This is a genomic window from Pantoea anthophila, assembly GCF_006494375.1.
Lineage (GTDB): Bacteria > Pseudomonadota > Gammaproteobacteria > Enterobacterales > Enterobacteriaceae > Pantoea > Pantoea anthophila.
This window is the reverse complement of record NZ_VHIZ01000051.1, coordinates 31,690-44,035: the sequence shown is the minus strand read 5'-3', so window position 1 is coordinate 44,035 and position 12,346 is coordinate 31,690. Positions and strand designations below refer to the sequence as shown.

Here is a 12,346-nt window from a genome sequence, read left to right as displayed (position 1 = left end):
GCGCCTGAAACCACTGACCGGTTTCTGTGCTTTGCGTTTTACCCGGCGTCGCCTGCCATGACGAACCTCTGTCAGCCCCGGCTGAAGCCACCGGGGCTGACCTGGCCGCAGTACCTGGTGCTGCTGGTGCCGTGGGAACAGGATGGCCTCACGGTCTCCGGGCCCGGCGCGCGCGTCCGGCCGGACTCCGGCACGCTCAGCCAGCTCCTGAAACGGCCGGAGCAGACCGGCGTTATCTGCCGGCAGCGCGACACGCAGCAGGATGAACGGCGCGTGCTGGTTTTCCTGACGGAGCAGGGCCGTCAGCTGAAGATAGCGGCCGCCGGCGTGCCGGCGGATATGGTGTCGGTGATGGATACGGCCTGTGATGAGCTGACTGAGCGGGTCGCCGCGCTGCGGGAAAGGCTGGTGCGCGCCCGGGCATAATACCGCTTCCCGCCTGGTACGGGAGGCATCCTAATCACGCCGGGGGAACTGAATGACGCGTTTCCGGTGATATACGGCAGGATACATATGCGTCAGGAGTCTGAATTGGGTAGCGACAGTCAGGATAATATCGAAAGCATTCAGTCAGTGATAGGGCATGCCGTCTCAAGCCTGTTAAAGTCAGGGAAAGAGGTGGGCGTGCAGGAGATACTGGCCTTTCTGAAGCAGGAAGAGGCCCGGTCTGTGGACGGCCGTAAAAAGCTTTACGGCCGGGCAATCAGCGTCGTTGCCGGTGACACAGACCGATGATGCCGGGTGCTTCAGTGCTTTAACACCGCGCCGGACCGCGCTGAGACATCCGCCCGATCCGTGACGCGGCCGGCTGCGTTCTCCTGTTTCCGCAGGCTCAGTGCCGCTTCAGCTTCCCGGATGGCGGAAAAGGTTGCCTTCCTGCCGGCGGCATCCTTTTCCGTCATCAGCATCTGCTGCAGCCTGAGGAGCAGAGTTGCCTCATTAACCGGTGCGCCCTTTCTGAGTAAAAAAAGCACCGCTTCACCGAGCTTCGTGTCTGCCCGTTTTTCATCTTCTGTTCTGCACATAATGTTGCACCGCATTCCTGGTTTCAGTTATGGCCAGTGCCGGCGACGCCGGTATCTGCCGGAGGACTCCGGCATCAATGGTAGCCTCTGCGACGGTATGTTCAACCGGAAATTTATGCACCGCACGGCATGCAGTCGCACGGCATCCGGCTTTCCGGAGAAACAATAATGCATTCTGAGGCGGATACCTGGTGGCCAGAGCTGGAACAGCGCGGGTGCCGGCGCGTTACTCCCGCGCCCGGGACCCTTTCAGCTGGTTGCCACCCTGAACTATCAGCTTGCGTCACTAACCTTTTGATGAACTTAATTATTTTTCTGAAGTCAGAATGATATCGGGATATTCCCCGTAACGAATTTCCCCGCCGCCGGCGGGTTTTTTTTACCTGCAATAGCGCTGTCTGATGAGGTCCGCAGCCGGTTCATTAATGGTGCCTCATGCCGCGCCCTGCCGGTTCGCTTGCGTATCCGCTTTTTTGTATCAGAATGACAGTGTGCCTGTTTCTGATGATCCCGGGCACGACGAGTTTTGAACTTTTTTACTGGTTCACCCGTCAAGATGGCGGGTTTTCTTATGTTTAACCGCGGCGCAGTGACGTTCATGTGAACAGCCTGAGTCTTCCCGGCCAGCACAGCCCGTCACGCAGAGGTGTGCCGGAGCCGGTAAAAGAAAGGCGGATATGCCCGCGCTCTTCAGAAAAAAGACAGGACGCCTCTGTACCGGCTCAGCAGGCAGGCTTAACGTCCGGAGACGGCCGCACTGAACGTTATTGCTCCTCCAGAGACGTCACGCCGGTCAGTTTATCAAGCGCGTCATGGTTGATTTCTTCATCCGCACCATCGACCGCCGCGGAAATGCTCAGCAGGGCCTGCAGTTCGCTTAACAGAATGGCGGCATCGGATTTAAGCAGATCGTCAGACTCGGCGGAGTCAATCACGGTGTTGATGGCCTTGTTAGCGCTTTCGATCATCTCCGTCACGCCGCCTTCCCGGCTCACAGCCAGAACCAGCGCGCTGATCAGCAGCGACTGTGCCTCAACGCGCGCCGTAAGCTGTTTCATGCCGGCATCAATATGTGAAATTTTAGCCAGCATGCTCAGTACCACGTTTTTCATAGCGTCCGCTCCGGTTAAAAAGGGTGATTTTACTCCTCAGTGCCGGCCCTGCCTACAGCGGCGCTCTGAAAATACATCCGGTAATCCTGAAATGCGGTCGTCCTCCGGGGAATAAGCGGTCTGACCCGCCCTCATTCCGTTCCCTTCAGAAAAAGAGTGCCGCCCTCACGTGCATTTTCTGAAAAAGGACACTGATGAAAAACTCACGATTTACCTGAAAGCAGAATGTCTCTTCCCTGAGGCGGGCAGGACACGCGGGGCTGCGCCCGGTTCCGTATGCTGAAGGGTCCACAGGGATTGAGGTCCGGATAACCGTCCTGACACGCCCTGCGTGCCTGTATGTTGAGAAGGGGATTTATTGTTCGCGGTGACTCCCGGCTTGCGGATCTCACTCTCCGTCCGGTAAACGCGCGACGCCAGCAGTGATGCCGCCCACAGAGAGTTGTACATAAATTATCCACCATTTCTGTGGATAACCTCGGCAGCACCACAGTATTCACCGGCAGGCTGCGCGGAAATACTCCCGGCCTTTCAGCTTTGCCGCCATTGCAGTCTGTGCCCCGTCAGGGACAATGAAGGGTTGTTAAGGAAAAATCGGAAGCCCCTGCGCTTGATCAGCGACGGGGCCGGGGAGGAGGCGGAGTACTGATGTCAGTCCTCATGGCGCAGATTGTGCACGCAACCACTCCGTCAGACCGGATATCGGGCAAGCTGAAAGGGGACATAACGTCATGTAAAGGCCGTCAGGATAGCGCGGCCCTGAATCATTAATTCCCGGCGTTATCTCCCGGGTATTTAGACGGGACGTAACGCTGTTTCACCTGATGCTCATTTCTGAAGTAGTCTTCTCCGCACCCGGCAGAGCAGAAGGCCGTACCGGCCACGACCGGTTCATCTCTGCACCAGAGACACCTGCCGTCCGGACTCGTCAGTCCGGGCTTGCGGGCTGACAGGGCCGAAGCAATCAGCGCCTCCTGAACTTCATGTGCTAAATCTGCGTCATCCATCGTATTTCCCCGGGCATGAGAGCTGCTGTCAGTTGACAAACCAGTAAAAAATACCCGTTCTCAACCGGGCATTATTGATAATTATAGTTCATCCATACTGTTACTGAGTGAACAACATACTGTGACAGCATATGAGCAAGACTCACGGCTGCATAACGCCGACGTTTCCGCAGGTCCGCTGCCGGCACACCCGTGCAGGATTACAACTGTGTACGCAGCCGGTACGGGGTTTATAAGAAGCCTGCGAAGCACGAGTTCACCTTCAATCTCAGCGACAATGATATGTCGATGTTGAGGGGTGATGGCGCGATTGATGGCCAGAACTGAGCCCTGCATTATTCCTGCTTCAGGATAACTGCTGTCGCTACGTACAAGGAACGTGGAATGAGGAGACAGTGTGACCAGATCGCCTAGATTGAGCCGCTGTTCTGCAAAGTTTTGTGCCGGGTTCTGAAAAGCCATCTCAGCTCCAATATCCTTAAAATTAAGAGAGTTAGAAAATTTTTATCCACATATTCAGTAGATAGATCAATTCTTTTAGATCATATAGAGATCAAGTAAAGATCAATAAAGATCACCGCCTCCGTAACCTGATGATAGGTAAACAGAAAAGAGCACTTTAGGCGGTCACTTTCATAAGTATAGCGGTTACTTTCATAACAAAAGCGTTTACTTTCATAAAATAGGCGGTTACTTTCATAACCCTAAGGCGGTTACTTTCATAAATCTGGATAATATTTGCTCGTTTGGTGTGGATAAATGGAAAAAGAACAGGAAAACAGCGAGATAGACAGTCCTTTTTGCATCATTAAAAAAGAGACAAACACAAGTTATGAACTGACGCCAAACAGCAACAAATCGGTTCAGCCTGTCGCGTTACTTCGCCTAAGCGTCTTCACTCCTGTCGCCCCCAAAGAAAAGGGTAAACGCGATTTCCTGATCGATGCTTCTGAAGAACTATCAAGTCTGGAAGTGGCAAGACAGGAAGGTTACACCGACATTAAAATTCAGGGGGCAAAGCTAAGCATGTCCACTGATTTTAAAACATGGATCGGAGTGATTTCTGCCTTTTCAAAGTACGGCTACAGCAGCGAAAAAATCACACTGCCGTTCTCTGAGTTTGCACGGATGTGTGGCCTGAAGCCTACTGATATTAATGGAAGGGCGCGCGCACGATTGCACGATTCGCTTTTTAATCTTTCAAGTGTAACTCTATCTTTTCGTGGGAAAAATAGCAAAAAATCGTTGGTGACTCACTTGGTCCAGCGAGCAGTGCTTAATCATGAAACAGACCAGGTTGAAATCGTTGGCGATAGCAGTTTGTGGGAGCTTTACCGCTACGATCATAAAGTTTTGCTCGGTCTGAAAGCTCTTTCAGAGCTGTCCCGTAAAGAAGCTGCACAGTCCCTGTATGTGTATCTGGAAAGTATGCCGGCCGGTCCCTTATATATCTCGATGAAGCGTTTTCGTGAACGTCTCGCGCTTGAATCGCAGATCAAAGACCAGAACGCCATTATTCGACGTGCACTGGCCGACCTGGTAAGAATCGGCTATCTCGACTTTACCGAGTACAAAAAAGGCAGGGAAATCATGTTTGTCATTAACAGTCGTTCGCCAAAGCTTCAGGCAATTGGACGAGCAGCCAAAAAATAGCGGTTACTTTTATAATAATGTTTAGGGCGGTCACTTTCATAACGACTGCTGCATAGGGTAGGGTGCTTTCATAAGGCTTGTTCGCAGAGTAGGGTACTTTCATAAATCAGTGCCGGTAAGGTAGGGTGCTTTCATAAGACAGGCTCTACGGGACACGGTGTGTTCCATGAAAAACGCCCAAATAGTGTTTTGGAGAGCGAAAAATTATGAAAGTGACCGCCCTTAAGATCTGGCTTATGAAAGTAACCGCCGTACAGGATGAAAGTGGCATCCCTTATGAAAGTGACCGCCTTTATGAAACTGACCGCTTAGTGACGATGTTTATGATCCTCGCCAGCTCAGGGTATGAATCAACATAACTTGTATGGAGTGTTTAATCGGAATGGAAATAGCTCATATCTACGTAACAGGCAGCGGTGACCCGCATACACGAATTGGTTTCGCGCGCATCCTGATCGAACAGGGTTCCCGGAAAACGCCGTTTATCTTTAACTACGAGAACACAACTTATAAGCGCAGCCAGATTCAGGGCATGATTGATGCTGTGCTGCAGCTTGATTGCCCGCATCATGTCGTATTCATCAGCGCCTCACCGCTGGCGCTGGAGAAGGCAGAGGCTGGTGAAGGGCCTAACCGGGAACTTATCTATGAGCTCTATCGCGTTCTGTCTGCAAAGCGCTGTACGCACGCATTTGATTTCCGTGTAGGGTAGGGAAAAGAGATAAACAAACTGCCGTCAGATCATAACGTTTGATATGACGTTCTCTGCCTCTTCCGGCTTTTCGTTCTCAGATGTCCTCTTACCATATTAAGCTGGCGGTTTCATCAGCTGTTCGATAGCAAAAATGAGCGCCGGTTCAGCTTCCTCTGTTCGATTAACCTGTTTTTAAGCAAAAGCATGAGCTCATATTTGATCATCTTGCGGCTGATTTCCTGGCCATTCATGTTCAGCCCCTGCCAATGTACCTCTGGCTTTTCAGGAGCGCTATATCTCTGCTCTGGTGATAGTCACAGCCAGCAGATGTTAAATGATTATGTATATACATTTGAATATACAAATGCATAACGCTAGTGCAGGGTAGGGCCTGTGAGTGACTAAACGATACACAGATTCTGACTTCGCAAAAAAGGTTTCCATGGAGTCATGCAGACTGGAGGGCAGGAAACAGAAAAATTGGGCTGTGACAGGTAAAGACAGAAAGTGTCTGAGAAGCAGAGACCTGCCGAAAGGGAGCGTTCAAAATGCAAAGTGGAGAGAAAACCTCTGCAGAATTCACCAGAATGCGTCACCGCGATCGCCTTCGCCTCGGGTGTGGATTTTGCGACCGCGGTGGCTCTGCGGCGCATGGCTATTGCGAACGGGGCTATACAATTCAGCTTACTGGCTCCCGGGGTTAACACGCATGCCCTGCCGGCGTCATCAGTTTTCTGTTCAGCATTTTCTGCAACACTGAGGGCACGCGTCAGGGAACAGAACGTTATACTCGAATTAGCTATCTGTATTTGGCTGTCCAGCTCATAATTGGTCTCTCTTCGCCGTCAGATATCCACTGTAGTGAGTCAATGCAGGCTTTCGCGTCTGGTTCAGACAGACTGCAGTGTGACCGCTCAGGCGACCTGACCAGCTCGGGCTTTATTTTGAGAGTGTGAACGGATCACGGCGTCCGTGACTTTGTTGTTCGGGAGACTTCTCTCTGCAGTGGTTAACGCGCGCGCGGTTTTATCCAGGAGAAGGTTAACTGCCACTGCGTTCTGCATAACATAGCAGGGCAGCCGTAAGGTTATCTGCTTTACCGCTTTCCTCCGTTACCTGCATCTTCTTAATCAGGGCCAGGAACGCGCTACCGGAAGAGATGGCATAAATATCGTCATCGCAGACCCGGCTCCAGAAACCATCGGTGCAGACAAGCAGGCGCTCTGCCTGCTGATGTGGTCTGGTATGCCAGGTGACTGATACGGGCATTTTCTTTATGCCGCCTGCATACGCTGTAAGCGTATTGCGCAAAGGATGGTGTCGCAGACTGTCAGGCGGACATAATCCTTGCATGACGCAGCGTTCTGCCAGAGAATCATCGCGCGTTCTTTCCCTGCCACTGGGCCAGTAAATACGCGTGTCACCGAGTGTGGCGTAGCGGTATTCCCAATCGTCTGAAACCACAAACGCGACGCTGGCCTTGCCCGGAAAATCACTCTTCGCGCGCAGGAGCGCGCCGATTTCAAGGCAGACCGCGCCGGCACCCTGGCCGGATACATTTAGCTTCTCCAGCTCCCCAACCAGCCAGTCAACGTAGTGTGGGCTGGCATCACAGTCTGAAAAGCCATCCGCCATCATCAGCAGCGTGCATTTGCCGGTTTCCACTACCTGAAAACGGTCAAGCTGCTCTGCGCGGTCGCCCTGCCAGCTAACGTGATGTTCAGGGATCAGCATGCTGCCACTCCGTTACCGTATCCCAGGGCAGGGCGCGATAAAAGGCGACTATTGCATCGTACGCCTCACTGAACTCTGGCAGGTCGCCGGCCACTTCGCTTTTCAGCAGGTCATATTCCTGAAAGGAGCGCGCCCGGATGTCTTCGCGCTCAAGCGTCCCGGGATGCACAAACCCTGGCTCCAGCCGGCCTGCGGACTTTCTCAGCAGGCTGGTCAGGATGAGAAAGCGATCCCGATCGTCCAGCTCGGTCCCTGCCAGGAGCAGATTAAGATCGTAAATATCCTGCCGCCGTGAGCGATCCCGGACAACCTGCTGCATTACCGAGCGGATTTTCTCAGCGACAAGATCGGTGAAGCTGTAAGCCTGGATGTCGTTATCATCGGCGAGCGTGACGTGATCCACTGCCAGGCTTTGCTCGTTCAGGCTGTAGTCTATCTTCACGGTATGAGGAGACTGACCGGCGCGCAGGCGGCGCATTTCGCCGGCGTTACCGTTTCTGGCATAGCCGATTTTGAGATTAAAGGAAGGAAAGGTGGCATTCTCATCGTCACGGGGCTGGATGCTGAGGCCCTGCACCGCACAGGTGACCTGATAGGGAAGCTCTGCCGACGTTACCTGCAGCGCCTCGTTCAGCTCTTGCCTGAATGTTTCTTTGTCTATATCGGCCAGACGCATGCTGGTGGAAAAATCAATGTCTTCGGTGAAGCGTGTACTGCGATAGCGCAAACCCAGCAGGATCCCGCCCTTCATAATCATCCGCGGCTTCAGGTACTCGCTTTCTGCAATGGCCTGCAGAACAATATGAACGGCCTGACGAAAGACTACCCGGTCAGCTGGCGCCTCAGCGATCCATTCTTCAATAGCGTATTCCACAGATTCATGGCTCCCTGCTCAGTTATTAATGGATATACACCATACTTCGGAGAACACATTTTTGTAAGGGTTAGCAGAAATCAGCTTCCGGCTGCCGCCCCGCTGTACGGTTTCCTTCCATTTTTCAATCGTGCGGTGTGAGAGCCCGCAGACTTCTTCTAGCATGTAGCCGGCGCGCGCCTTATCGATACCCGTTCCGTCCCTGTCGACGGCTTTCACGATAACCGGCAGATACTCAGCGGCTCTTTCCCGGAACACGTCTTCAACGTGAGAATAGCCGCCGCAGAGGGCCGGCTCACGGAGCATATCAAGAAAGGTTTCGCCGAGGCTGGTTACCCTGACGCCGCCAGAACCGTGAAGCTCAGGCCGCGGACGGTATTTCGAGGTGGTATGCAGGATAAGCTCCTTGCCGTCAATTTTACCGGCGAGCTCAATTTTCCGCGGGAGCATGGGCGCTGCGTTTTTCAGGTCGGGAAACCGTGACCGGAGATACTCCTGATGCAATTTCCTTGAGGCAGCAAGCGGTGGCTGCGTCACATGAAGCACATGAGGGATCCGGTCAGTCAGCCCGTGCCATTCCATTGCCGACAGGCAGGAAAGGTGGCACCAGGGCGTAATATCACAGACCTGCTGCTGCGCGGTAGACGCGTCCCGGTTGCTTATCTGCCAGACGTAGCCGTCGATCGCGGGTGACAGGATGCCCTGATGAAGCATGTCACTGAACGTTTCTGTCAGGATACGGCCTTCAGGTTCCGCATTCTGTATTTTTCCCACCGGCGCCCCGTCAAAGCGTTTATCGCGGTATAACCCAAATATATATTCGTTAAATTCGTGAAGTGCGATAACCGGTTTGGGGTGCTGATTAAGGATCGTAAGCCGTACGGCTTCACGAAGAGAAATTGTTTTATTCATGTCACACCGCACAGCGTATAAGTCCTTAGGACTTATACGCTGTGTGACGTCATATGTCAAGTTTAACTGCCCTGTGTGAAGAACGTGAGATGCTGAATTATATGCAATTTTATTTTATACTTGACAACATGTAGCTATAGCAGACAAAATGTCCTAAGGACATTTTGTCTGCTATAGTTAATGGGAGAATTTTTTTCTTCTGATCAGCAGCTTGTATGTACGATCGCACACATCCTTTTGCATGCTGTTACCGTACTAACGCGCCCGGGCAACAGCATCGCTGATACCGGACGATTAATCTTTAGCGAATGTTCAGCAGAAAGCCATCTTCCATCGTACTGCTCCCGCGGGTACAGGAAATAATGCCAGCCTGCCGCATCTCCTGCAGCGCGAGCCAGACGTCCTCACAGGGCCACTCTTCCGGAAACCAGCAGATGGAACAGACTTTGTTCCGCTCGCGCGTGGCCAGCACCTCGCGGCAGCGCGACAAAATAGCCTGTTTAAGTTCAGATCGGGACATTATGTATTTCCTTAAAGGTTTGAGGCCAGAGCTGCCCTTTGCAGCCCCATGCCGAATACATATTTTGCAGAAAGTATCTTTTCCACAGGTAAAGTTTTTTTTTACTTTTTCTTAGGGCACGGCTGCGAAGCACAATTTTCCTGAGCCGCTGATTTCACAACTCTACCTTTCTGCTGAGGCGCCGGGCAGGAGCAGCCGGCTGGCTTCCTGCGGATCCATGGAGAACCGCACCCCGAGCTGGCGGGTGACGTCCAGCGCAAACACCCGGGTATACCACTCGGTGGACTTCGCGTCCTTGTGGCCCATCAGGGTCTGAATAACCTTCTGCGGCACCTGGTGCTGCACCAGGTGCATCGCAAACGAGTCCCGGAACGTCTTGGGCGTCACCGGCCGGATGGAAAACGTCACACCGTCACGCGCCGCCGCCGCAACCGCCTGGCTTATCCAGCTGCGCGCCGTGTCCTCGCTCTTTATGTCCCACAGCCGGCTGCCCGCGGCTGGCTGCGCGGTCGCAAACCACTCCCTCAGCCTCTGGACGAACCCCGGATCGGTGAGCGGTACCGCCCGCGGGGGGTTGTCGCGAATTTCCGCCTCCGTTTCCCGCTCCGCCTGCTGCTCTTCCTTTGTCGGGCGCCCGCGCCGGCGGCTGCGGCTGCGCGCCGCCTCTTCCAGCCGGCGCTGCTTGAGGGTGCGAAGCACCACGAACGGGGAAGCGAGCGGAGCGCCGGAAAGCGGATCGTCCAGCGCAAAGTCTTCTTTCGTCAGCGGCAGAATTTCATTCAGCCGGCCGCCGGTGTTCCACAGGGTATCGATGAACAGGCGCTTCTTCAGGTCGGCCACCTTGGACAGCAGCACGGCCACCTCGGGGGCGAGCAGGTAGCGGGGCATGTCGGTGCCATAGGCGGCGGCCAGGTTACGCAGGGCCACGGCGCTTCCGTAGTCAAAGTAGCGCGCCGCGGCCGGATCGGCTGAAATGTGACCGGTGGCGTCGCTACGTGAAATCTGCACGACTTCCCGGGGTAAAGTACTCAAATTTTCATTCTCCGCTGTCTGCAAACGTGGAACGCATTTTCCCTTATCTGTAAAGCGTTTTCGACCGGAATAAATCGATCCGGAAAGGATCCGGTCTGGATCTGTTTTTCGGCTTTTCTCCCGTATGGGGAGAATAACCTGGGCGGCCGGAAATAAAAAGGCGCGGTTCCAGGCGCCTCTCGGAAGCGTAAAACAGGTAAGTGTCTGGCAGATAATGGAAATGCGAAAAAAAGGCGCCGGCGGGATCGTACCAGGCACTCTACGCTGGATACCTGGTATTGGTGAAATATAAGAAAAGCAGGTGCGGCAGCGGTGCCAGGCGGTAAACTGTAGCTGTGACAACTCCGCCAACTCACAGACGATAAAAATTATGGACGACGAAAAGTGCATCTGTTCCGACTGCGTTGAAGACTCTTATATCAGCAATATGATTAAAACGACCGGTAATGATAACCATAGCTGCAGCTACTGTAACGGGGACGGCATTACAGTCAGCCTTGAGGAAATCGCCGACAGGATGCATGAGGTGTTTGAAAATTATTATTCATCGCATATTGACGATTATTTCCGGGGTGGAAGTCCGGCAGAGGATATTATTGCAACAGAACTTGGCGTAGAAGAAGAGGTTTATAACGACATTATGGAAATCCTTTGTGAGGAGCATAATGATTATGACTACACGATATATGGAGATGACTATCTGTATGAGAGAACGGTCTTCGAGGTCGGCGAATATGACTATACATGGAATAAGCTCAAGAAATCCTTAAGAACAAAGACACGTTTCTTTAATAATGAGCTTCGTGAGTTTCTGGATAAAATGTTTGCTGGTATCGAAAAGATGCGGCTAGAAACAGGCGCGACTATCCGTCAAATTGATGGAGGCTGCATTATGTACCGCGCCCGGGTTTTTGAGGATTATGGCGATATTGAAGCTGCATTATCACACCCTGAACGCAATTTTGGTCCCCCTCCATCAGAGCTGGCGACTTCGGGCAGAATGAATGCCTACGGCGTACCGGTTTTCTACGGGGCAGCAAGCGCGGAAACGGCCATAGCAGAAGTGCGGCCCGCTGTGGGCAGTCTGGTAGTGGTTGCGCCTTTCAGGCCGCTGCGCACTCTGAACCTGCTCGATCTGTCTGGACTGGAGCACCTGATAAGCAGCAATGGCAGCTTATTTGACCCCGATTTCAGGGAGCAAACTGAGATCATCTCGTTTCTGAAAACCCTGTCGCGAAAACTGACCATTCCCGTTTTCGGTAAAAGTAAAGAGAGTGAATACCTGATCACTCAGGCGGTGTCAGAATACCTTAGTCTGTCAGAGAACCTGAACCTGGACGGTATTATGTTTCACTCTACACAGAGCGAGAACCCGGAGGTGAAAGAGGAAAAAGACTACAATATAGTGCTTTTCAGTAAGTCCTCCCGGGTTAGGAATTCCCAAAATAATGCCATGAAGTACGGTGTTAGCCTGTATGAAAACATTGAAGATGATTTATGGGGCATCAGCCCGTCAATCTATCTGCAAGGGGTAGGCAGCGATGAAACTACGACGCCAGCCCGCCACAGTTCACGGACAGTTAAATCAACGCTGGAACTTGACGTAGCCTCACTGGAAATACACACAATCCGGGCCGTCCGGTTCAAAACCGATGCTGAAGGCGTTGAACTGAGGAATGAAAAACCGCCCTTCACGCGAAACTGAACATCTTTCAGCTAACCAGGCACTCTGGGATGAATACCCGGTGCTTGCAGAGTTGCTGCTGCAGACCAAAGAGAATAT

13 protein-coding genes and 2 pseudogenes are annotated in these 12,346 nt (G+C 52.8%); 7 read left to right on the top strand and 8 right to left on the bottom strand.

Features of this window, described 5'->3' with window-relative positions:
- The first annotated feature begins 57 nt into the window (after positions 1 to 57).
- Entirely contained in the window at positions 58 to 426 is a 369-nt protein-coding gene (locus tag FJW00_RS14985; protein WP_258317045.1) for a transcriptional regulator, SarA/Rot family, read from the top strand.
- 87 nt (positions 427 to 513) lie between these two features.
- Positions 514 to 735 carry a hypothetical protein gene (locus tag FJW00_RS14980; protein WP_140924707.1) on the top strand — a complete coding sequence of 74 codons (222 nt, stop codon included), beginning with the start codon at positions 514 to 516 and terminating at the stop codon, positions 733 to 735.
- A gap of 11 nt (positions 736 to 746) precedes the next feature.
- Here FJW00_RS14980 and FJW00_RS22365 read toward each other — a convergent pair whose 3' ends face one another.
- From FJW00_RS22365 to FJW00_RS22810, 3 genes and pseudogenes are all read right to left on the bottom strand, one after another.
- Positions 747 to 908: a hypothetical protein gene (locus tag FJW00_RS22365; RefSeq protein WP_181405386.1), complete on the bottom strand. Its 162-nt coding sequence runs from the start codon at positions 906 to 908 to the stop codon at positions 747 to 749.
- Positions 909 to 1,789: 881 nt separating this feature from the next.
- Positions 1,790 to 2,137: an anti-adapter protein IraP gene (gene iraP / locus FJW00_RS14975; protein WP_140924705.1), complete on the bottom strand. Its 348-nt coding sequence runs from the start codon at positions 2,135 to 2,137 to the stop codon at positions 1,790 to 1,792.
- A gap of 1,223 nt (positions 2,138 to 3,360) precedes the next feature.
- A pseudogene (locus FJW00_RS22810) lies at positions 3,361 to 3,606 on the bottom strand (S24 family peptidase); the annotation flags it as partial.
- Between the two features lie 297 nt (positions 3,607 to 3,903).
- On the opposite strand from FJW00_RS22810, the gene FJW00_RS14960 reads away from it, so the two are divergent.
- From FJW00_RS14960 to FJW00_RS22600, 4 genes and pseudogenes are all read left to right on the top strand, one after another.
- Complete coding sequence (locus tag FJW00_RS14960; protein ID WP_140924700.1) at positions 3,904 to 4,797, top strand: RepB family plasmid replication initiator protein; 894 nt, start codon at positions 3,904 to 3,906, stop codon at positions 4,795 to 4,797.
- A gap of 206 nt (positions 4,798 to 5,003) precedes the next feature.
- Entirely contained in the window at positions 5,004 to 5,156 is a 153-nt protein-coding gene (locus tag FJW00_RS22360; protein WP_181405385.1) for a hypothetical protein, read from the top strand.
- 23 nt (positions 5,157 to 5,179) lie between these two features.
- Entirely contained in the window at positions 5,180 to 5,509 is a 330-nt protein-coding gene (locus tag FJW00_RS14955) for a hypothetical protein (RefSeq protein WP_140924699.1), read from the top strand.
- Between the two features lie 537 nt (positions 5,510 to 6,046).
- Positions 6,047 to 6,196 (top strand): annotated as a pseudogene (locus tag FJW00_RS22600) (tyrosine-type recombinase/integrase); the annotation flags it as partial.
- A 336-nt stretch (positions 6,197 to 6,532) separates the two neighbouring features.
- Here FJW00_RS22600 and FJW00_RS14945 read toward each other — a convergent pair.
- The 5 genes from FJW00_RS14945 to FJW00_RS14925 all read right to left on the bottom strand — a co-directional run bounded on the left by FJW00_RS14945 (position 6,533) and on the right by FJW00_RS14925 (position 10,563).
- Positions 6,533 to 7,225, bottom strand: a complete 693-nt coding sequence (locus FJW00_RS14945) for a PP2C family protein-serine/threonine phosphatase (RefSeq protein ID WP_140924697.1) — start codon at positions 7,223 to 7,225, stop codon at positions 6,533 to 6,535.
- The gene (locus tag FJW00_RS14940; RefSeq protein WP_140924695.1) at positions 7,212 to 8,099 is read right to left on the bottom strand and encodes a nucleotidyl transferase AbiEii/AbiGii toxin family protein; all 888 of its coding nucleotides are present in this window, start codon (positions 8,097 to 8,099) and stop codon (positions 7,212 to 7,214) included. The genes FJW00_RS14945 and FJW00_RS14940 overlap by 14 nt, the downstream gene beginning before the upstream one ends.
- An 18-nt stretch (positions 8,100 to 8,117) precedes the next feature.
- Complete coding sequence (locus tag FJW00_RS14935; protein ID WP_140924692.1) at positions 8,118 to 9,011, bottom strand: type IV toxin-antitoxin system AbiEi family antitoxin domain-containing protein; 894 nt, start codon at positions 9,009 to 9,011, stop codon at positions 8,118 to 8,120.
- A gap of 301 nt (positions 9,012 to 9,312) precedes the next feature.
- Positions 9,313 to 9,531, bottom strand: a complete 219-nt coding sequence (locus tag FJW00_RS14930) for a hypothetical protein (RefSeq protein ID WP_140924690.1) — start codon at positions 9,529 to 9,531, stop codon at positions 9,313 to 9,315.
- A 162-nt stretch (positions 9,532 to 9,693) separates the two neighbouring features.
- Positions 9,694 to 10,563, bottom strand: coding sequence for a tyrosine-type recombinase/integrase (locus tag FJW00_RS14925; RefSeq protein WP_140924832.1), 870 nt, complete (start codon positions 10,561 to 10,563; stop codon positions 9,694 to 9,696).
- A gap of 370 nt (positions 10,564 to 10,933) precedes the next feature.
- On the opposite strand from FJW00_RS14925, the gene FJW00_RS14920 reads away from it, so the two are divergent.
- Positions 10,934 to 12,268: an RES family NAD+ phosphorylase gene (locus FJW00_RS14920; protein WP_140924688.1), complete on the top strand. Its 1,335-nt coding sequence runs from the start codon at positions 10,934 to 10,936 to the stop codon at positions 12,266 to 12,268.
- Positions 12,269 to 12,346: the final 78 nt, after the last annotated feature.